We start from the raw sequence: 18,489 nt of genomic DNA on the forward strand, positions 1-18,489 counted from the left end.
TGCGATTCTGAGGCAACACGCCCGGACTTGATCGCACCACCTGTAAGGGTGGGTTGTTGATCGTGTGGTTCGTGTTGGTCGCAGGTTTGTTTGGTGGTGACAGCGGAAGTGTCACACTCGGTCCCATTCCGAACCCGGTCGTTACGGCTTCCAGCGCCGATGGTACTGCACTCGAGAGGGTGTGGGAGAGCAGGACACCGCCAAACATGAACTGAGGGAAAGGCCCGACACACAGTGTCGGGCCTTTCCGTTTGCCCTGAATACACGGGCGAGATGATGAGAAAGGCCCCTACCGGAAACGGTAGGGGCCTTTCTCGTTGCTCTTAGACGTAGGGGCCGTCGAGGTGTTCGCCGGCGTGTTGGCGGTACCAGAGGCCTCGGTAGCAGCGCCAGGGTTGCGGGCGGAGCTCGGTGGGGGCGAAGATCTGTTCGAGGAGGCGCCTGGCCTCCAGGAAGAAGTCGAGGCGTTCGTCCGGGGCCGCGATGTGCTGGGAGTCGTCGACCGGGGATTCGGCGGGGAGGATCGTCAGCGAGGGCCACATGGTGGTCTGCTCCGCGAGGGGGAGCAGCCAGGCGCGCATCTCGTCGAGCGGTTCGCTGCCGACCGTGTAGGTGAACGAGGTCCGGTGCCCGGCCTCGCGGGCCGCAGCGAGGATCTCGGAGAGTCGCTCGGACTGGTGGTTCGCGGGCGGGACGACGGGGTCGGCGGCCGCGGCGTCCTCGGGGACGGAAGGCTCGGACTCGTCGGCGGCGCCGTCGTCTTCGAAGGTCTCGGTGGTCAGGAAGAGCAGGACCGGGCCGACCTTGGCGGCGAGTTCGGCGAAGGCCGAACCGCTGCGCAGCGCCGGGGTCAGGACCCCGAGGGTGGTCGTCTCGGGGAGTCCTTCGGAGGTCATGGCCTCGCGGACGGCCACCAGGTGCTCGACGACGAGGGACTCCTCGTGGGCGCCGCCCGCGGAGAGCGTCACCTCGTCGAACAGGTGCGGCTCGTCGTCGGACAGGTCGGAGGCCAAGGCCTGCAACAGGTCGCGGTAGCACTTCACGAGGTCGGCCGATTCCACGCCGGTCTGGAGGAGCAGTGTGGCCGCGGTACCCTCGGCGCGCAGGTAGCCGCGGACCTCTTCGCCGGGTTCGGCTTCGATGATCTCGGCGACCGGGGTGCCGTCGACGCACAGCTCGCTGAGGCCGTGCTGCGGCGAGGAGGGGTCGACGTGGGCGCGGAGGCTGAACGGCGAGGTCGCGCGATCGGCCGGCAGGACCAGCATGAACTCCTCGTCCTCGGAGTTCAGGCGCAGGCGCATGCCCTCGGTGTTGTTGCCGCGCAACCCGTACAGGTTGAGGGCGATGAGCAGGAGCTCGCTCCACTCGAGGTCGTGGCGGACGGCGAGCCGTCGCCAGCGGTGCACCGTCGACGAGATCGGCCCGGCTGAGTCAGCAGGCTGTGTTGGCTCTTCCATTGACCAGTTCCGATCTTTCCTGTCGTCCCCACCGCGGTCACTCCACGGTACAAGAGAGTTGGGCGTACGCGTGGACGCGGTCCGCCTCTATGTTATTGCCAGTTCACGGCTTGCGAACCCCGCAGCGGGTGTGCGTCGGAGAACAATCGTCGGGAGGGGTTGCCGGGCAGGGGATCGGGGCCGTCGTCTTCACGCCGTGCGACGGCCTTCTAACCTGGTCGGGCCCCCTGTTGCCGACCGTTTCCGGAGCCGAGCATGAGCGACGCCAACAATCCGTCCGAGATCCCGGTACAGCGCGCCGCCGGCCGGGTGCTCAAGGCGGTCGAGAGGACCTGGCCGGGGTTTGTCTCCGGGGCCGTGGACGGCCGCGCGAACGAGCTGATCGACGCGGGCGACCACGCCGGTGCCGCGGCGGTGCTGGAGCAGGGCATCGAACGCTACGGGCCCGGGTCGGTCTCGCAGCTGCTGCTGGCCTGGTGCCTGCACGAGGCCGACAGGCAGGAGGAGGCGCTGACCTGGACCGATCGGGCCGTTGCGGAGGAGCCGGAGAACGCCGACGCACTGTGGTTGCGCGCCAACGTGCTCTTCGAACTGGAGCGGCAAGAGGAGGCCGCGGCGACGCTGTGGCGGGCTGTTGAACTCTCTCCGGACAACGGGCAGTACCACATGCGGCTGGCCTCGATCCAGAGCGAGGACGCGGACTTCGCCGATACGCGGGAGTTGGTGCGCAAGGCGGTGGCGCTCGCGCCCGACGACGCGTGGGTGCACCAGACGGCCGGGCGGATCTACGACCACCACCTGCGGCACCGGCTCGCGCAGGAGCATTTCGAACGGGCCCTCGCGCTCGACCCGGGCAGCGTCGGGGTGCGCGACGACCTCGCGGAACTGCTCCAGACGCGGGGACGGTTCAGCGCGGGAGTGCGGCTCGCGCGCGAGTCGGTCGCGATCGCGGCCGCGGCGGACCCCGTGGACCCGGACATGATCGACGAGTCGGAGGACGTCTACGCCGGGACGCTGTGGCGGTGGCCGTGGCGCTGGTACGAGTGGGCGCTGCGGGCACCGGTCGTGCTCAACGTCGCCGACTGGGTCCTTCCGACGCCGCTGCCCGGATCGGCGGTGCTCGCCGGTGCCGTGGTCCTCGGCTTCGCGGCGGCGTGGACCCGTTCGGTCGCGGTGCTGCCGGCCGAGTGCCGCCGGGACCTGGTCGCGAGGGGGCGCCGGGCGCGGTTCGCGGGGCTCGCGGCACGGCTGGTCCTGGTGCTGGCCGGAACGGCGGCGATGCTGGTCGGGGAGCCCTCGGGGTTGCAGCACCTCGGGGTGCTCGGGGTGCTGGTGGTCGCGTACGCCGGGTGGGTCTGGCAGGCGAGGGGGAACTGGAGCGGCGGGCCGGACGGGGAGTGACCGGTCGGCGGCCGGAACGCGGCCGGTCGCTACTAGCCGTGCGGCAAGGTAGGCTTCGGGCGATGCCGGACCTGCGGTCCGGCCCGATCCCAACCCCCGCGCGGGCCCTCGGCCCGGCGGTCGCGAAGAAGGAGGCCCCGTGGTCGATCAGGGTGTGGTCTGTTCGGTCGATCCGCTCGTCAGCGGTATCGGACGCGACGTGCTCGCGAAGGGCGGCAACGCCGTCGACGCCGCGATCGCCGCCGGTACGGCGCTGACCGTCGTTGCTCCGCACCTGTGCGGGCTCGGCGGGGACCTGTTCGCACTCGTTCACGTGCCCGGCGAGGCGACACCGGCGTATCTGAACGCCTCGGGCCGCGCCGGTTCCGGCGCCGACCCCGAGGGTCTGCGCGCCGAGGGCTACACCGCGATGCCGTTCCGGAACGACCTGCGCTCGGCGACCGTCCCCGGCTGCGTCGACGGCTGGTTCGCGCTGCACGAGCGCTACGGCACCGTGCCGATGGCCGAGCTGCTGGCGCCGGCGATCGCCCTGGCCGCGGGCGGCTGGCCCGCCACGGCGATGCTCGCGAAGGCCGGGGCGATCGTGGAAGGCGTCGAGGGCGCCGAGGACCTGGTGGGCCTCGAAGCGGGTTCGACCGTGACCCGCGAGCGGACCGCCGCCGCGCTGCGCGCGACCGCCGAGCAGGGCCGCGACGGCTTCTACCTCGGCGACTTCGGGCAGGGGCTCGTGGAGCTCGGCAAGGGGCTGTTCACCGAGGCCGATCTCGCAGCGTCCCATGCCGACTGGGAGGAGCCGCTGAGCGTGGAGGCCTTCGGGCACCGCGTCTGGGCCGCCGCCCCGAACTCGCAGGGGTACCTGCTGCTGCTCGCGCTGGCGATCGCCGACCGCCTGGACCTGCCGGTGGACGCGGGCGACCCGCTGTGGGCGCACTACCTGGTCGAGGCCGCCCGGCAGGCGGGCCACGACCGGCCCGAGCGGCTGTTCGAGGGCGCCGACGTGTCGGACCTGCTGGCCTCGGCGGCCGAGCGGGCCGCGCTGATCGACCCGGACCGGAAGGCCGAGGTGCCGGTGCACCAGGCCGCGGGCGGGACCACGTACATGGCGGTGCTCGACGGGAACGGCATGGGCGTTTCCTACATCCAGTCGAACGCGGCCGGGTTCGGGACGTGGTTGTTCGAGCCGCGCACCGGGATCGGCCTCCAGAACCGCGGCACCGGGTTCAACCTGACGCCGGGCCACCCGGCGGAGTTCGGGCCCGGGAAGCGCCCGCCGCACACGCTGGTGCCGGCGCTGGTGACCAGGCCCGACGGGACGCTGCGGCTCGTGGCCGGCTCGATGGGCGGTGACTCGCAGCCGCAGATCGTCTCGCAGCTCATCGCGCGCGTGCTGCACGGCGGCGAGTCGGTGGAGGCGGCCGTGGCCGCGCCGCGGTGGCGGCTGCACCCGGGCGAGACCGGGTTCGGGACGTGGACGGGTGTGTACGACATCGACGTCGAGCTGGAGACGGGTGCGCCCGAGGCGTGGAGCGCCGGGCTGAGCGAGCGCGGCCATGCGACGGAGTGGGCGGCCGCGGGGAGCGGTTTCGGGCACGCGCACCTCATCGAGGTCGACGGCGAGGGCCATGTCGAGGGCGCGGCGGACCCGCGGGCCGAGACGGGCACCGCGGCGTACGCGCCGAACTAGGCGAAGCATCGGCGGCGCGGTCGGGTTCCGGCCGCGCCGCTGGTGTTCTCGGGTTCCTCGGCGGGCGGTGGTTCGGCCCGCGCCTCTGCTGTTCGCGGGCTCCTTGACGCGGCCGATTTCGCGGTGAGCGGGCGGCTAGGTGCGTGCCGAGGCCGTTCGCGGCGGGCCTTTCAGTCGGTGCGGCGTGCGATGCTGGAGGCATGTGCCGAAGCATTCGAACCCTGTTCAATTTCGAGCCGCCCGCGACCGACGAGGAGGTCGCGGCCGCGGCGCTCCAGTACGTTCGCAAGCTCAGCGGGTCGACGAGTCCGTCGAAGGCCAACGAGGAGGCGTTCGACAAGGCGGTCGAGGCGGTCGCGGCCGCGACCCGGGAGCTGCTGGACTCGCTGGTGACCACGGCCGCGCCCCGCGACCGCGAGGAGGAGGCCGCCAAGGCGAAGGCCCGGGCGGCCGAACGCTTCGGCACCGCAAGCTGAGGCGGGCTGCGGATCGCAGCGCTGATCGAGACGCGCGGTTCGACGGCGGACCGTTAGGTTCCGGAGCGGCCGCGTTTCGGTGCCGGCTTCGGTATGGGCGTGAGCGATCGTCTCGCGGGAGCTTCGCACGTCACGCCCCGAAGCGACCTCGTCCCGATGTCGGTTTCCGGACGGGCGTGCGTGATCGTTCTGGGAGAGCTTCGCCGGGTCGATCGGGGGAGGTGCGGTTCGGTGAGGCGGGTTTGCGTGCCCCGGGGTCGGGCGTGTCGCGATTGAGGCGCCCCCGGTTTCAAGGGTGCCCGGTGGGTGCGACAGGGGTCTTGGGGCGGATCGGGCGGACGGGGCCGTGGGGGATGTCGGACCCTGGGGGTAGCGTCGGGTCGATTGTCGGTGAGGTGAGAGGACCGGTCCAGTGCCCGAGTCGATGCGGCTGTCCGATGCGCGGCGGATCGCCCTGGCCGCCCAGTTGCGGCCCAAGGCGACCCGCTTCAAGACCGTGCTCGAACGCCTGGGGTGCATACAGCTCGACACGATCTCGGCGGTCCGGCGCGCGCATGAGCTGACGCTGCTCTCGCGGGACCTCGACGTTGAGGAGGCCGTGCGCAGCCTCGAACGGCGCCGGAGCCCGGTGGCGTTCGAGTACTGGGCGCACGCGATGTCGCTGCTGCCGGTTTCGGCTTGGCCCTATCTCGCGCGGCGACGCCGCGCGTGGCGCGAGCGGTACGAGGACGACTCGCTCGCGGTCGCCGAGGCGGAGGTGCTCGCGCTCCTCGCCGAGCGCGGTGCGATCACCGTCTCCGACTTCCCTTCCGGCGCCATGCACCGCGACCTCGGCACCGGCAACATGGGCGACAGCTGGAACCACCGCACCGACCACAAGCACGCCGTGGAGCGCCTGTTGTGGTTCGGCGAGGTCGCATGCACACACCGCGTCGGGTTCAAGCGCGTCTACCAGCTCGCCGAGCGCGCCATCCCCGCCGAGCACCTCTGGGACGCCGACGACGAGGCGTGCCTGCGATACATGGTGACCACTGCACTGCGCAACCTCGGCGTGGGCACCACCAAGGACGTCGCCGACTACTTCCGCCTCAAGATCGCCGAGACCGAGCGGGTCCTGCGCGAGCTGGAGACCGAGCAGGTCGCCGTCGAGGGCTGGAAGACCAAGGCCTGGATCGACCCGCAGGTGCGCCGCGGGCGCATCACCGGTGCCGAACGGCCCGTGGCGGTCTCGATGTTCGACCAGCTCGTTTGGCTGCGCGAGCGCATGGACCGCCTGTGGGGCCACGGCTGGAAGATCGAGATCTACGTGCCCGAGCCGCAGCGGACCTTCGGGTACTACTGCCTGCCGATCTTCGTCGGGAGCGACCTGCCCGGCCGGGTCGCGCTGCGCCGTAGCAACGGCGAGCTCGTGGTGGAGGCGGCTGAGTGGGACGACGCCCGCGCCGACCGCGAGCACCTGCACGCCGCCGTCGAACGCGCCGCCGCCTGGGTCGGCGCCGGAGTGCGCTGGAAGGCCGAGCCGCGGCCGCTCGAACCGGCGTAGCCGGATCGGCCGTTGGACGGCGAAGGAGGGCCCCTCGATGGAAGGGCCCTCCTTCTTACTTGCCGGACTTGCTAACTCGTCACGAGCGTCAGGCTCCAGGCGCTCAGGGCGGGTCCGATCGGCTGGAAGTACGTCGTGCCGCCCGAGGAGCAGTTCCCCGAGCCGCCCGAGGTCATGCCCTGGGCGCTGTTGCCGGTGATGAACGAGCCGCCCGAGTCGCCGGGCTCGGCGCACACGTTGGTGCGCGTCAGCCCGCGGACGGTGCCCTCGGCGTAGTAGACGGTCTGGTTGAACGCCTGCACGGTGCCGCAGTGCCAGCCGGTGGTCGAGCCCGAGCGGCAGATGGACGAGCCGACCGCCGCCTGGTTCGCGTTGTAGACGTAGCGGGTGCCCGAGTACATGTTCACCTGGTTGTACAGGGGCTCGCTGGCGCCCACCGCGACCCACGCCCGGTCGGAGCCGGGGAACACCGAGGCCTGGAAGGTGCCCGGTGCGGCCTGGCCGGAGGTGACCTGGTCGCCCGCCGAACCGCAGTGGCCGGCGGTCACGAACCCGGGGGTCGAGCCGCGGCGGACCGCGAAGCCCACCGAGCAGCGCCAGGAGTTCTCGACGATGTACGCGTCGCCGCCGCGCACGTAGTAGGGCTCCGGCGCGTCGGCGCCGGTCTCGACGGTGATGAGCGCCGGGTCGACGCCCGAGGCCGCGACGACCGCGTCGGCGGCCTCGACGTCGGCCGCCTCGATCACCAGGGTGTTCGCGGCGAGGTCGATGTAGTGTCCGAAGTGGCCGTCGACCGCGAGCCGGTCAAGGGTGCTCGCGGCCGCCTCCAGTGCGGCGAGGTCGTGCTCGACGAGGACCGGGGTGGCACCCTCGGCGCGCAGCTCGTTCGTGTCGGAGGCGTCGGTCGTGGCGACGAAGATCTCGTCGGCGTCCTCCGCGATCCAAAGGCCCGCATAGGAGTCCTCGATCGAGTCGGGGACCTCTTCGAGCAGGTCGGCGGCGACGGCCTCGACGGCGAGGCGGTCGTACGCCTCGGATTCGGTGATGCCGAAGGTGTCCGCGAGCTCCTCGACCAGGCCCGGGGCGACCTTGCCGGTGAGCTCGGCGCGGGCCTCCGCGGCCTTGGCGTCGAGGATTTCGGCGGAGGCCGGGGTGCCGGCGGTGCCGAGGGTGAGCGCTGTTGCGATGGCGCTGGCGGCGGTGACCGCCAGTACGCGTTGGCGTTTCATCTGATGTATGCCTTTCGGGTGAGGGCATCGACGGCCGTCGGGGGGACGGCCGCCACGGCCGGGCGCACCGGGCCCGACGATGATGGGACGTCGGATTCGGTGACGCAGGCCATACAAGGAGATTAGAGCCAAACCGATAAAAGTTAAAGATGCAAGTAATTCAGTGAATATCGGTCTAAGTGGTGTGTTGTTTCAGGAATGCTAACGAGACCCTGCAATCACAGCATCACGCTGAAAAAGGACGCCGCCCCGTTCGGGGCGGCGTCCTCGGCGCGGTCGATCAGCGGAAGGCCTCGGCGTGCTCGGCGGCCCACTCGGCGAAACCGCGGGCCGGGCGGCCGGTGATGCGCTCGACGGTGTCCACCACCGTCATCCCCTCCTCGGGGGTGTTCCCGAGCGCCTCGGTGAGGAAGGCGATCACGCCCTCGTTCATGCCCTCGCCGCGCCACTTCTCGTGCGCCTCTTCGACGGTGAGCTCGGTGAACTTGATCTCGCGGCCGATCGCCTCGCCCAGGACGCGGACCTTCGCGCGGATCGTGACGACCTCGGGGCCGGTGATGAGGAGCGACTCGCCCTCGTGGCCGCCTTCGAGGAGGACCCTCGCGGCGACGGCGCCGATGTCGGCGGGGTGGACCATCGCGCTGCGGCGGTCGCCGAAGGGCTCGCGGATCGCGCCTTCGGCCTTGATCGGGGCGGCCCACCACATGAGCACGTTCGACATGAACTCGACCGGGTGGAGGTAGGTGACCGCGATGGCGCTGGCTTCGAGGCTCTGTTCGAGCGGGCCTTCGGCGATGCCGCCGAGGACGGTTGCGCGCCGCACGCCCGCCTGCTCGGCGAGCGCCACGACCGCGGCCGGGTCGGGGATCGGGCCGTTCTGGTCCCCGGCGAAGTTGATGAAGTGGACGGCGTCGACGTCCTTGAACGCCTCGGTGAGCGTCGCGGGCTCGGCGAGGTCGCCGACGACCGCTTCGACGCCCTCGGGGAGCACGGCCTCGGGGTTGCGGGTGAGGGCGTGCAGCTCAGCGGACGGATCGAGCGCCGCCAGCTGCTCGACGACGTTGCTGCCGACGGTTCCGGTGGCTCCGGTGATCAGGATGCGCATGGGGACTCCTCGCGAAGAACATGGAACGGAATGACTTGTTCCAAGTATAACAGAGCGGAACGATCTATTCCAATATCGGGGTCGCGAGTTCGAGTGCCGCCCGTCGAGGCGGGCGACGGCCTGTACTTCGGCAGCTGGTTCTCGTGAAACCTGTGTACCGCTCGGCGTGTCTTCCGATGGTATGGCTTGTACAAGTCATACGGTTGTGGCATGGTTGATGTCATGAATGAGATATCGGTCGGTGAACTGCGGATTCACCTCGCGGACGTGCTCAACGAGGTGGCCTACACCGGCGCCCGTACGGTCATCACTCGCGCGGGGAAGCGAATCGCGGCGGTGGTGCCGATCGATGAGGCCGACATGCTCGAAGAGGCTGAGGACGCCTATCTGAACCTGCTCGCCGACCAGTCCGAGGAAGCGCAGGGCGGGAAGCCCCGAAAGACGCTGGCTGAAGTACTCGCCGAGTACGCCGAGGATTTCGGCGAGGGCAAAGCGTGACCGATCTGCAATACCGTGTGGAGTTCAACGAGGAGGCGCAGAAGCAACTTGCCAAGCTCGATAAGCCGGTGCGGACCCGAGTCGTTCTCGCGCTCGACAAACTCCAGTCGAATCCACGCCCAGACGGCGTCAAGAAGCTCAAGGGGCACGATGACAGGTGGCGCATCCGCGTCGGCGACTGGCGTGTCGTCTACCGGATCGATGACGGGGTGCTCATCGTCATCGTGATCGGCATCGGCATCGGCATCGGCATCGGTCACCGAAGCAGCGTCTACAAGGGGAAATAGAGGATTCTGAACAACGCGGTGGCGGACCCGGGCGGGTTCGCCACCGCGTTGTTCAGATCGAGTTGGCGTACTGCTCTAGGGAGTCGGCGCCGCCTTGGAAGAGGGTGAGGGCTTCGTCGAGGCGGTCTTTGGCCTGCTGCCATTGGGAGAGGGCTTCGGCGGGGAGGGGGCTGGCGGTGTCCTGGGTGGCGGCGGTGGCGGCGCCGATGGCGGTGTCGGCCTGGGATTGGGCGCCGCCGACGGCGCCCATGGCCTCCTGGACCTGCTCGATGGCGCCTTGGATCTGCGCCTTGATCTCGGCCGGGCTCGACATGGGGAGGCTCCTCTCGGGGGGACTGCGCTGTCTCCGTTCAACATAGAGGGCGTCGGGGCGCGCGGGGGCGTGCCGCGCGGGCGGTTCAGGCCGCGGCGGCGACCGGGACGGGTTCGGGTTCCGGTTCGGCGGCTTTGCGGCCGGGGAGGAACGCGGCGACGGCGAGGGCGACGAGGGCGGCGCCGGAGGCGATGCCGAGGATGAGCCGGAACGCGTCCTGGGTCGGCAGCGGGACGCCGCCGAAGTCGGCGGTCATGTGGGCGAGGATGACGCCGGCGACGGCGCTGGAGACCGAGGTGCCGATGGAGCGCATGAGCGTGTTCAGGCTGTTGGCGGCGGCGGTCTCGGAGACCGGCGTGGCGCCGATGATGAGGGCGGGCATCGCGCCGTAGGCGAGGCCCATTCCCGCGCCCATGATCGCGGCGACGGCCACGAGCTGCCAGATCTCGGCCATGAAGACCGCGGCGAGCGCGTAGGCGGCGGCGACGATGACGGCGCCGGCCATGAGGGTCGTCTTGGGGCCCCGGCTGTTGGTGATGCGCGCCGAGATCGGGGACATGGCCATCATGACGAGCCCGGAGGGGGCCATGACGAGGCCGACGGTGAGCATCGACTGCCCGAAGCCGACGCCGGTGGCCTCGGGGAGCTGGAGCAGCTGGGGGAGGACCAGCGACATGGCGAGCATCGCGAAGCCGAAGACCACCGAGGCGAGGTTGGTGACGAGCACTTGGCGGCGCACGGTCGTCCGCAGGTCGACCAGCGGTTGGCGTGCGCGCAGTTCCCATGCGCCCCAGGCCAGAAGGATGACAACGGCGGCGATGGCGAGGCCGAGCGTGGGCGCGCTGGTCCAGCCCCAGTCGGCGCCCTTGGAGATCGCCAGGAGCATTGCGAAGAGCCCGGCGGAGAGGCCGAGTGCGCCGACGAGGTCGAAGCGGCCGCCCGAGCGCACGTCCGATTCGGGGACGATCGCGGCGACGAGCCCGAGGCAGGCCAGGCCCGCGCCGGCGGCGACCCAGAAGAGGACGTGCCAGTCGGCGTGGTCGGCGAGCAGGGCGGCGGCCGGGAGGCCGAGTGCGCCGCCGATGCCGAGGGAGGCGCTCATGAGGGCCATCGCCCCGGCGAGGCGGGCCTTGGGCAGTTCGTCGCGCATGATGCTGATGCCCAGGGGGATCACGCCGGCGGCGAGGCCTTGGAGCGCGCGTCCGGCGATGAAGACCGGGAGGTTCGCGCGGAGCGCGGCGACGACCGACCCGGCGGTGAGGAGGCCGAGGCTCACCAGCAGCATCCGGCGCTTGCCGAACATGTCGCCGAGGCGGCCGACGACGGGCGTGGCGATGGCGCCGGCCAGGAGGGTCGCGGTGACGGCCCACGAGGTGTCGGCGGCGGAGGCGTCGAGCAGTTCGGGGAGTTCGGGCAGGAGCGGGATGACGAAGGTCTGCATGAGCGAGACCACGATCCCGGCGAAGGCGAGGACGGCGATGACGCCGTTCGGCTTCGCGGCGCGCGTGGCCGAGGGCGCGGGTGCCTGTGACATCGGTCGGTGTTCCGTCCTGTTGGCGGTGTTGGCCCGCTAATATTAAGTCAGGTGCTTGACTTACGGCTAGCGCTGCAGGTTTAATGAGGGTCACACCAGAGGAGGCGCAATGACCGGCACGACGAGGGCGGCGCGCGTCGCGGCCACCCGCGAGACGATCCTGTCCGCCGCCGAACGGCTCTTCGCCGAGCACGGCGTCGCCGCCGTCTCCGGCCGCCAGATCTCCGAGGCCGCCGGCCAGGGCAACAACACCGCCGTCGGCTACCACTTCGGCGCCAAGGCCGACCTCGTGCGCGCGATCGTGCTTCGGCACCGCGAGCCCATCGAGCGCCTGCGCGTCGCCCGCATCGCGGCCGTCGGCGCGACCGGCGGGCTCCGCGACTGGGTCGAGTGCTTCGTGCTCCCGACCATGGACCACCTCGGCTCCCTCGGCGACCCGACCTGGTTCGCGCGCTTCGCCGCCCAGGTCCTGACCGACCCCGGCCTGCGCCCAATCGTCGAAGAGGAGGCGTTCGCGGCCTCCTCACTCCGGCACGTCAAGTCCGGCCTCGACCGGTGCCTTGCCGACCTGCCGCCCCGGGTGCGCGCCGAACGCGACGAGATGGTGCGCGAGCTCATGATCATCGTCCCTGCCGTCCGCGAATCGGCCCTCGCCGCTGGCGCCCCCACCGCCCGCGCCACCTGGCACGACGCGGGCGCCGGCCTCGTCGACGCGATCGTCGGCCTCTACCTCGCCGACGTCACCGCTTGAATCCCTGGGCCGCAAGCGAAAAGGACCCGGCGGCCTCGCCGGGTCCTTTTCGGTCGGTCAGGCGAAGGTCGTGGCCAGGAGGGCCGCCACCACTGCGTCGTACTCGGCGTCGGCCGATTCGGGGATCCAGGCTTGGGCGTAGAGGGCGTTGACGCCGTCGACGTCGACCAGGAAGGTGATGACCCGCTCGGACTTGTCGGGGCTGAGTTCGGTGGAGTCCCAGGAGGCGGTGGCCTCGCCGAGGACCGCCGGGCGTCCGTCCACGGTGGTCTCGGTGATCTGCGGGACGGAGACGATGCCGTTCACGCCGCTCGCGGCCGACTGCTCCGACCAGAACGAGGTCAGCTCGGTGGCGATCTCGGTCATCGCGGCGCTGTCGTACGGCAGGTCGGCGACGTTGTAGGTGCCGATGAGGATGTTCGCGAACCAGCTCTCCTCGTACTGGATCACGTAGATGCTCATGTCGTTCAGGTCGGCGCCCTCGGAGCCGGGGCCCTCACGCAGTTCCCAGGTGTCGCTGGGGACGGGGGTCTGAGAGCCCACGGACGCGACCGGGATCATCGCGCCGGAGGACTCGAAGGCCGGCGCCTCCTCGGTGGTCGCTTCGGCTTCCGGTGCGGCGCTTGAGGTCTCCTCGCCTGAGGTGACGGCTTCGAAGGCCGCGTCGCCGCCCTCGTCGTCGCCGCCGAGCAGGAAGTACCCCGCCGCACCCGCGCCCGCGATGAGGACCACCACGAGCACGATGAGCAGGTAGCGGAACGGACTCGCCGGCGGCGGCGGGGCGACGGGCATGTCCGCGGGTGCATACGGGCCGTACGGGACCGGCTGCATCTGCACGGTGTTCGGCGGAACCGGGTGGGCCTGCGGCAGGAGGTCGGGCCGGGCCTCGATGCTGGGCTGGGTGGGCGGCTGCTGCGGGGGCTCGCTGGGCGTGGGGGGCAACGCCGAAGGGGCGTTCTCACTTGGGGGGTCGATCACGTCGGCATCCTATATGAACAAAGTGACCGATCGGGATAACCCGCTCAACCAGCGGGAACCCGGCCTCCTTGCGGACCGGCCACGGCCGCGTTCGGGGTCCGCATCCGCTCGCCGGAAGCAATACACTTTGCTCACTGCCCTCGCCTCACAACTGGAGACCCCGCTGCGCCCCCTCGGCTTCCGACTCCCGTCCGCGCGTGCCCGCGCCGGCGGACTGTTCCTTGCGTTCCTGCTCTTCGCCGGAACCGGCATCTACCTCCGAGTCCAGGACGAACCGCCACCGGAGCCGACCACGATCGGCGATGTGGTGCGCCCCGACTTCGTCGGCACCCTGCCGACCCCGATCGGACTGGAGGAATGGCGGGAGGCGTTGGCGCCGTTCGATCTTGAGTGGGTGGACGACGGTGCGCGGCAGACCGAAAGGCCCAGTGCGATGCTCGTCTTCGACGACGAGTTCGACTCCTACGCCATCGGGAGTCGGCACCTCGGGATGACGGAGCTGACCGCGGCCATCGGCTTCGAAGGCGACGAGGTCGCCTGGTTCGCCTGCCACGCGTTCGGACCGACGGACGAATTCTCCGCCCTGTTCTTCGGAACCTGCTTCTATGCCGCCGCGATCACCGGAGTCGACACGGCTGCGGCCCTGGACTGGATCGCGACGACGCTCGCCACCGAGGGTGAAGCGGGCAGGCTGTTCTCGCGGGCCGAAGCCTTCTGCCCGGCGGTGCTTCAGGCGACCAAGATCCACGGTGATGCTGTGAACGCCCAGATCACCATCGCCGCACTCCCGGAATGCTGAGGACTTTCGATATGCGTGACGCGATCCGCCGATTCGGCCCGGTCCTGTTCTGGCAGTATGCATGGCTCCTGGCGGTCGTCCTGCCGATCGGAATGCTGGCCGCGTGGATTGCGAGCGGGGGATCCATCTCGGAGTTCCTCTGCGCAATCGGTATGACGATCACTGCCATGTTCGGCCTGCTGTTCTCGAAGAGCTTCCGGGCGTTCGCAGACGGTGGACGGCTCGGGCGGATCAGCATTCCGGAGGCACTGCGGATCCCCGAAGGCATGACCAACCTGTTCGTGACTCCTTTGCTTTTCTCACTGATCGTCCCGGCCCAGGCGATCCAGCCCCAGATCGCCTCCCGACCCGGCTTCTCCGCCGCGCTGATGGTGGCTTCATGGCATGGAATGATGATTTTGACCTGGGTGATGTGGGCCTTCGGAGGGCTTCGAACCGACAACGATGCCATCGGGCCCCGAACCGATCCCGGACCGGGGCGCACCCGTTCGAGGTTCGCGGGGATGGAAGACGGCACCACGTCGGTCGAGGTCGAACCGAGCGAGGCTCTCACACTGTCCGAGGCCGTAAAAGACGTCTTGGAGGCGCAGTACCTCCCGCCGGTCCGGGGCGGGCGGCGCGAGTGGACCGTGCTCGTGGACGGCGAGGCGGTCGGCGTGGTGACGCAGAGCTGGGAGCATCCGAGGTTCTGGCGGCCGGTCGAGTGGTCGGCCGACCCGAAGACGCCGTTCGAAGGACGCGAGGTGTCGTTCCGGTTCAAGCCGCCGACGACGACGTTGCGCGACCAGATCGCCCGCGCGGGGTGGGCCGACCTCTCGAAGGGTCAGGAGCGCCAGTAGGCCAGGGCGTGGAACCGGGTCTTCGGGATGCCGAGTTCCTTGCGGGCGTAGGCGGCCAGGGTCCGGGTGGACTTCGCTTCGGCCGCGACCCACATGTACGGGTCGGTGGTGGACTCCAGGAGTTCGGGCAGGTCTTCGCGGACTTTCGCGACCAGGGCGTCGCCGTCGGGGCCGCGGGGGACGGGGCGGAGGTCGTGGCGGGCGGGGTCGGTGCGGAAGGGGAGGGCGTCGTCGTCGGTGGTCTCGAACCAGATGGTCGCCGGGGTCTCGGGGTGGGCGTCGAGGAGGGAGTTGACGGCCGGGAGGGAGGCGGCGTCGCCGACGATGAAGAGGCGGCCGGGTGCGGGGTCGAGGGGGGCGAAGCCGGTGCCGTAGACGGTGGCGGCGATGGTGTCGCCGGGCTCGGCGGTGCGGGCCCAGTCGCACGCGATCCCTTGGTGGAGGGCGAACTCGATGTCGAAGACGCCCTTGTCTGCGTCAGGGTCGACCAGGGTGTAGCCGCGCTGGTGGGGCTTGCCGCCGTCGTCGAACCACAGCCGGACCCACATCGTGGGGTGCACCGGGAGCTCGGCGAGGAGGCCGCCGTCGGTGAACGACAGGCGCCGGTAGTGGTCCGTCACCTGCTCGGCGCCGGTGACGGTGAACTTGAAGTCCTTGGCGCGCAGCAGCTTCAGTACCGCGCCTTCCCAGCCGTGTCCCATGCGGGCCCTTCCTCGAAACATGAGCGATGAAAAGCTTAGGTTAGACTAACCTAATTATGGACTTCATCTGCTACCGGGACGCCTGGGGCATCCCGCACCTGCGGGCCTCCGACGCGGACGCGCTGGCGTACGCCCAGGGCTGGAACGCCGCCACCGACCGGGCCTGGCAGCTGGAGAACCTCCGGCGCCGCGCGCACGGCACCGCCTCGGCCCTCATCGGCGAGCGCTGGCTCCACTGGGACCGTCTCGTCCGCCAGGCCCGCATCGAAAGCGCCGCCAAGGCGGCGTTCGCCGCGCTCGACCCGGCGACGGCCGAGTGGGTCGGCGCCTACGTGCGGGGCGTCAACGCCGCCATGCCGACCGGTGCCGAACGCGCCCCCGAACTCGACGCCCTCCCCGAACCGTGGGACCCGTGGACGCCGCTCGCCGTCTGGCACGCCGAGCACCTGCTCTTCGGCGGCGGTTTCGGCGCGAAGCTCTGGCGCCGCCGCGTCGCCGAGGCCTGCGGGGAAGAGGCCGTCGACCACTTCGCGATGGAAGGACCCGAGCCCGTCGGCTCCAACGGCTGGCTCCTCGACGGCGCCGTGACCGCTTCGGGGCGCCCGCTCCTCGCCGGGGACCCGCACCGCTTCCTCCAACTGCCCGGCTGCTACCAGCAGATCCACCTGGCCTGCGACGAGTTCGACGTGGTCGGCCTCGCCATGCCCGGAATCCCCGGGATCGCCCACTTCGGACACGCCGGGACCGTGGCGTGGGGCATCACCAACGCCATGGCCGACACCCAGGACGCCTACGAGGAACGCCTGCGCCGCAACGAGGACGGGACCATCGAGGCGTTCGGCACCGAAGGCTGGGAGCCCGCCGAGACCTGGACGGAGACCATCGAGGTCGCCGGGGGAGCGCCGGTCGTCGTCGAGGCCGTGGCGACCGCCCGCGGACCGGTCGTCGTGGAGGACGCGCGCGGGGCATTGAGCCTGCGCAGCCCGCTCCAGGCCGACCCCGACCTGGGCTTCGCGGCGCTGCCCCGCCTGCTCCGGGCCCGCACCGTGGCCGATGTGGACGCCGCCTTCGACGCCTGGGCTCTGCCCGTCAACGTCGTCATGGCCGCCGACACCGACGGCGGCCTACTGCACCGGACGGCGGGACGCGTCCCCGACCGCGACAAGGCGAACCTCCGTGTTCCGGTCCCCGCCTGGGAGACCCGGCATCGATGGGACGGCTGGAAGCCCATGCACCGCAGCGAGGTCGACCGCATCGCCGTCATGGCGAACGACCGCGGCCTCTCCGCGCCGCTCGGCGTCGAGTTCTGCCCGCCCCACCGCGCCGACCGCATCCGCGCGCTCCTCGACGCCCGCTCGGACTGGACCGCCGAGGACATGGCCGCGATCCACACGGACACCCTCGCGCTGACCGCGGGCGTGCTCCTGGATCTGCTACCTGGACTCGATCTCGGCCCGGAAGCCGCCGCACTGCGGGACGAGCTGCTGGCCTGGAACCGCCGCATGGACGCCGACAGCTTTGCGGCGCAGGGCTTCGCGACGTTCCGGTCCGCCATCGTGCGACACCTCGCCGCGCTGCCGCAGTTCGATCGGCTCCGGGAGGCGGCCGACGCGCCGCCGGTGTTCGCGCCCTCGCTCGCGCTCGCCCCCCGCATCGCGTTCGCCCTCCCACACGTCCTCGACTACGTCGCGGCCCCGGACAGGGACCGCGCGATCCGCGACGCGCTCGAGGAGGCCGCGGGCGCCGAACGGCTCCCGTGGGGCGAGGCCCATCGGCTCGAACCCTGGCAGGACCTGCCCTTCGGCGAACCCTGGCCCGAATCCACCGGCGGGTATGCGGGCGACGCGGACTGCGTCCTGGCCGCCTCGGGCGCCCCCGGCGTCACCGAGCGGTTCTCGCGCGGGCCCGCAGCCCGCTGGGTCTGGGACCTCGCCGACCGCTCGCAGAGCCGCTGGATCGTCCCCTTCGGAGCGTCGGGCGTTCCCGGCCCCCACCACGGCGACCAGCACCCGCTGTGGCGCGGCGGCGAACTCGTCCCCGTCGTGACCGACTGGGACGCAATGGAAGAGGAGTACCGCATGAGCGACCGGACCGCCGTCTTCGAGCGGAAGGCGCCCGGCTTCGGCACGGTGACCATCGCGCCGCTGCGGCCCGCCGAGGACCTCGACCTCGTCTACGGCTGGGTCACCGAGGAGCGGGCCCGCTTCTGGGGCATGACGGGCCACTCGCGCGAACACGTGCTCGCGATCTACGAGTACCTCGACGCGCTGGAGACCCACCACGCCTTCCTCGTCTCCCGCGACGACGAGCCGATCGCCCTGTTCCAGACCTACCGGCCCGAGGCCGACCCCGTCGGCGAGTGCTACGAGGTCGAGCCCGGCGACATCGGCGCGCACCTGCTGGTCGCCGCCGCACGCGACCGGGCCCGCCCCGGGTTCACCGGCGCGCTCATGGGCGTCCTCGCCGAGTACCTGTTCGAGGACCCCGCGAACCTGCGGATCGTGGTCGAACCGGACACGCGCAACGACCAGGCCCGGGCCCGGCTGCGCCGCACCGGGTTCACGCTCGGGTCCGAGATCGAGCTGCCCGACAAGACCGCGCGCCTCGCCTTCCTGCGCCGCGAGGACGCCGCCTGCCTCTGAGGCCCGCCCGGCCCTGGAACGGGCTCCTCTCCGGACGTAAAGCGGCCCCCGGCAGTTGCCGGGGGCCGCTCCTGGTGTTCAGCGGCGGTGCAGCTCAGGTCCCAATCTCGGGCTGCGGGCCGCTGAACTCCCTCACCAGGCCGGGGACCGCCCGGGCCGGGGCGAGGCGGTGGCGGTGGAAGTACGGGTCGAAGGCGCCGCCTCCGGGAGGGAGCGGCCCAGGAGTCGGTGAAGTCCGGGTCAGTCTAAGCA

At 71.0% G+C, this 18,489-nt stretch carries 17 protein-coding genes and 1 rRNA gene; 11 read left to right on the forward strand and 7 right to left on the reverse strand.

Annotated features, from left to right (window positions below):
• Positions 1 to 89: 89 nt before the first annotated feature.
• A 5S ribosomal RNA gene (rrf, locus tag E9998_RS24765) occupies positions 90 to 206 on the forward strand.
• A 117-nt stretch (positions 207 to 323) separates the two neighbouring features.
• Here rrf and E9998_RS24770 read toward each other — a convergent pair.
• On the reverse strand, positions 324 to 1,457 hold the full coding sequence (locus E9998_RS24770) for a hypothetical protein (protein WP_136532430.1): 1,134 nt from the start codon (positions 1,455 to 1,457) through the stop codon (positions 324 to 326).
• Between the two features lie 255 nt (positions 1,458 to 1,712).
• Here E9998_RS24770 and E9998_RS26915 point away from each other — a divergent pair, with 255 nt between their 5' ends.
• From E9998_RS26915 to E9998_RS24790, 4 genes are all read left to right on the forward strand, one after another.
• Positions 1,713 to 2,858, forward strand: coding sequence for a tetratricopeptide repeat protein (locus tag E9998_RS26915; protein WP_136532431.1), 1,146 nt, complete (start codon positions 1,713 to 1,715; stop codon positions 2,856 to 2,858).
• Positions 2,859 to 2,997: 139 nt separating this feature from the next.
• A complete protein-coding gene (locus E9998_RS24780; protein ID WP_136532432.1) occupies positions 2,998 to 4,542 on the forward strand; it encodes a gamma-glutamyltransferase family protein in 1,545 nt (514 codons plus the stop codon).
• A gap of 200 nt (positions 4,543 to 4,742) precedes the next feature.
• Positions 4,743 to 5,018 carry a DUF2277 domain-containing protein gene (locus tag E9998_RS24785; protein ID WP_136532433.1) on the forward strand — a complete coding sequence of 92 codons (276 nt, stop codon included), beginning with the start codon at positions 4,743 to 4,745 and terminating at the stop codon, positions 5,016 to 5,018.
• 412 nt (positions 5,019 to 5,430) lie between these two features.
• Complete coding sequence (locus E9998_RS24790) at positions 5,431 to 6,561, forward strand: DNA glycosylase AlkZ-like family protein (protein ID WP_136532434.1); 1,131 nt, start codon at positions 5,431 to 5,433, stop codon at positions 6,559 to 6,561.
• A gap of 71 nt (positions 6,562 to 6,632) precedes the next feature.
• Here the strand turns inward: E9998_RS24790 and E9998_RS24795 are convergent, their stop codons facing one another.
• Entirely contained in the window at positions 6,633 to 7,790 is a 1,158-nt protein-coding gene (locus tag E9998_RS24795; RefSeq protein WP_136532435.1) for a S1 family peptidase, read from the reverse strand.
• Between the two features lie 280 nt (positions 7,791 to 8,070).
• Positions 8,071 to 8,895 carry an NAD(P)H-binding protein gene (locus E9998_RS24800; protein ID WP_136532436.1) on the reverse strand — a complete coding sequence of 275 codons (825 nt, stop codon included), beginning with the start codon at positions 8,893 to 8,895 and terminating at the stop codon, positions 8,071 to 8,073.
• 210 nt (positions 8,896 to 9,105) lie between these two features.
• Here E9998_RS24800 and E9998_RS24805 point away from each other — a divergent pair, with 210 nt between their 5' ends.
• On the forward strand, positions 9,106 to 9,393 hold the full coding sequence (locus tag E9998_RS24805) for a type II toxin-antitoxin system Phd/YefM family antitoxin (protein ID WP_240037748.1): 288 nt from the start codon (positions 9,106 to 9,108) through the stop codon (positions 9,391 to 9,393).
• Positions 9,390 to 9,680, forward strand: coding sequence for a type II toxin-antitoxin system RelE family toxin (locus tag E9998_RS24810; RefSeq protein WP_204745645.1), 291 nt, complete (start codon positions 9,390 to 9,392; stop codon positions 9,678 to 9,680). The genes E9998_RS24805 and E9998_RS24810 overlap by 4 nt, the downstream gene beginning before the upstream one ends.
• A gap of 52 nt (positions 9,681 to 9,732) precedes the next feature.
• Here E9998_RS24810 and E9998_RS24815 read toward each other — a convergent pair whose 3' ends face one another.
• Positions 9,733 to 9,993, reverse strand: coding sequence for a hypothetical protein (locus E9998_RS24815; RefSeq protein WP_136532437.1), 261 nt, complete (start codon positions 9,991 to 9,993; stop codon positions 9,733 to 9,735).
• Positions 9,994 to 10,078: 85 nt separating this feature from the next.
• Entirely contained in the window at positions 10,079 to 11,527 is a 1,449-nt protein-coding gene (locus tag E9998_RS24820) for an MFS transporter (protein ID WP_136532438.1), read from the reverse strand.
• Between the two features lie 109 nt (positions 11,528 to 11,636).
• Between E9998_RS24820 and E9998_RS24825 the strand changes: the two genes are divergently transcribed.
• Positions 11,637 to 12,278 carry a TetR/AcrR family transcriptional regulator gene (locus E9998_RS24825; protein ID WP_136532439.1) on the forward strand — a complete coding sequence of 214 codons (642 nt, stop codon included), beginning with the start codon at positions 11,637 to 11,639 and terminating at the stop codon, positions 12,276 to 12,278.
• Positions 12,279 to 12,335: 57 nt separating this feature from the next.
• On the opposite strand, the gene E9998_RS24830 is transcribed toward E9998_RS24825, so the two are convergent.
• Positions 12,336 to 13,256 carry a hypothetical protein gene (locus E9998_RS24830; protein ID WP_136532440.1) on the reverse strand — a complete coding sequence of 307 codons (921 nt, stop codon included), beginning with the start codon at positions 13,254 to 13,256 and terminating at the stop codon, positions 12,336 to 12,338.
• 13 nt (positions 13,257 to 13,269) lie between these two features.
• Between E9998_RS24830 and E9998_RS24835 the strand changes: the two genes are divergently transcribed.
• Positions 13,270 to 14,055, forward strand: a complete 786-nt coding sequence (locus E9998_RS24835; RefSeq protein ID WP_136532441.1) for a hypothetical protein — start codon at positions 13,270 to 13,272, stop codon at positions 14,053 to 14,055.
• Positions 14,056 to 14,066: 11 nt separating this feature from the next.
• A complete protein-coding gene (locus tag E9998_RS24840; RefSeq protein WP_136532442.1) occupies positions 14,067 to 14,894 on the forward strand; it encodes a hypothetical protein in 828 nt (275 codons plus the stop codon).
• Here the strand turns inward: E9998_RS24840 and E9998_RS24845 are convergent.
• Positions 14,879 to 15,595: a siderophore-interacting protein gene (locus E9998_RS24845; RefSeq protein ID WP_136532443.1), complete on the reverse strand. Its 717-nt coding sequence runs from the start codon at positions 15,593 to 15,595 to the stop codon at positions 14,879 to 14,881. The two genes, E9998_RS24840 and E9998_RS24845, sit on opposite strands and share 16 nt — an antisense overlap.
• Before the next feature lie 56 nt (positions 15,596 to 15,651).
• Here E9998_RS24845 and E9998_RS24850 point away from each other — a divergent pair, with 56 nt between their 5' ends.
• The gene (locus E9998_RS24850; protein WP_136532444.1) at positions 15,652 to 18,237 is read left to right on the forward strand and encodes a GNAT family N-acetyltransferase; all 2,586 of its coding nucleotides are present in this window, start codon (positions 15,652 to 15,654) and stop codon (positions 18,235 to 18,237) included.
• The last annotated feature ends 252 nt before the right edge of the window (positions 18,238 to 18,489 follow it).

This window comes from Glycomyces paridis (genome assembly GCF_004912155.1).
Lineage (GTDB): Bacteria > Actinomycetota > Actinomycetes > Mycobacteriales > Micromonosporaceae > Glycomyces > Glycomyces paridis.

What these genes read in the sequence shown, in the direction of transcription:
- E9998_RS24770 (WP_136532430.1), bottom strand. Translation starts at nt 1,457, where the DNA reads ATGGAAGAGCCAACACAGCCTGCTGACTCAGCCGGGCCGATCTCGTCG.
- E9998_RS24805 (WP_240037748.1), top strand. Translation starts at nt 9,106, where the DNA reads ATGGTTGATGTCATGAATGAGATATCGGTCGGTGAACTGCGGATTCAC.
- E9998_RS24825 (WP_136532439.1), top strand. Translation starts at nt 11,637, where the DNA reads ATGACCGGCACGACGAGGGCGGCGCGCGTCGCGGCCACCCGCGAGACG.
- E9998_RS24785 (WP_136532433.1), top strand. Translation starts at nt 4,743, where the DNA reads ATGTGCCGAAGCATTCGAACCCTGTTCAATTTCGAGCCGCCCGCGACC.
- E9998_RS24800 (WP_136532436.1), bottom strand. Translation starts at nt 8,895, where the DNA reads ATGCGCATCCTGATCACCGGAGCCACCGGAACCGTCGGCAGCAACGTC.
- E9998_RS24845 (WP_136532443.1), bottom strand. Translation starts at nt 15,595, where the DNA reads ATGGGACACGGCTGGGAAGGCGCGGTACTGAAGCTGCTGCGCGCCAAG.
- E9998_RS26915 (WP_136532431.1), top strand. Translation starts at nt 1,713, where the DNA reads ATGAGCGACGCCAACAATCCGTCCGAGATCCCGGTACAGCGCGCCGCC.
- E9998_RS24835 (WP_136532441.1), top strand. Translation starts at nt 13,270, where the DNA reads ATGAACAAAGTGACCGATCGGGATAACCCGCTCAACCAGCGGGAACCC.
- E9998_RS24795 (WP_136532435.1), bottom strand. Translation starts at nt 7,790, where the DNA reads ATGAAACGCCAACGCGTACTGGCGGTCACCGCCGCCAGCGCCATCGCA.
- E9998_RS24820 (WP_136532438.1), bottom strand. Translation starts at nt 11,527, where the DNA reads ATGTCACAGGCACCCGCGCCCTCGGCCACGCGCGCCGCGAAGCCGAAC.
- E9998_RS24840 (WP_136532442.1), top strand. Translation starts at nt 14,067, where the DNA reads ATGCGTGACGCGATCCGCCGATTCGGCCCGGTCCTGTTCTGGCAGTAT.
- E9998_RS24815 (WP_136532437.1), bottom strand. Translation starts at nt 9,993, where the DNA reads ATGTCGAGCCCGGCCGAGATCAAGGCGCAGATCCAAGGCGCCATCGAG.
- E9998_RS24850 (WP_136532444.1), top strand. Translation starts at nt 15,652, where the DNA reads ATGGACTTCATCTGCTACCGGGACGCCTGGGGCATCCCGCACCTGCGG.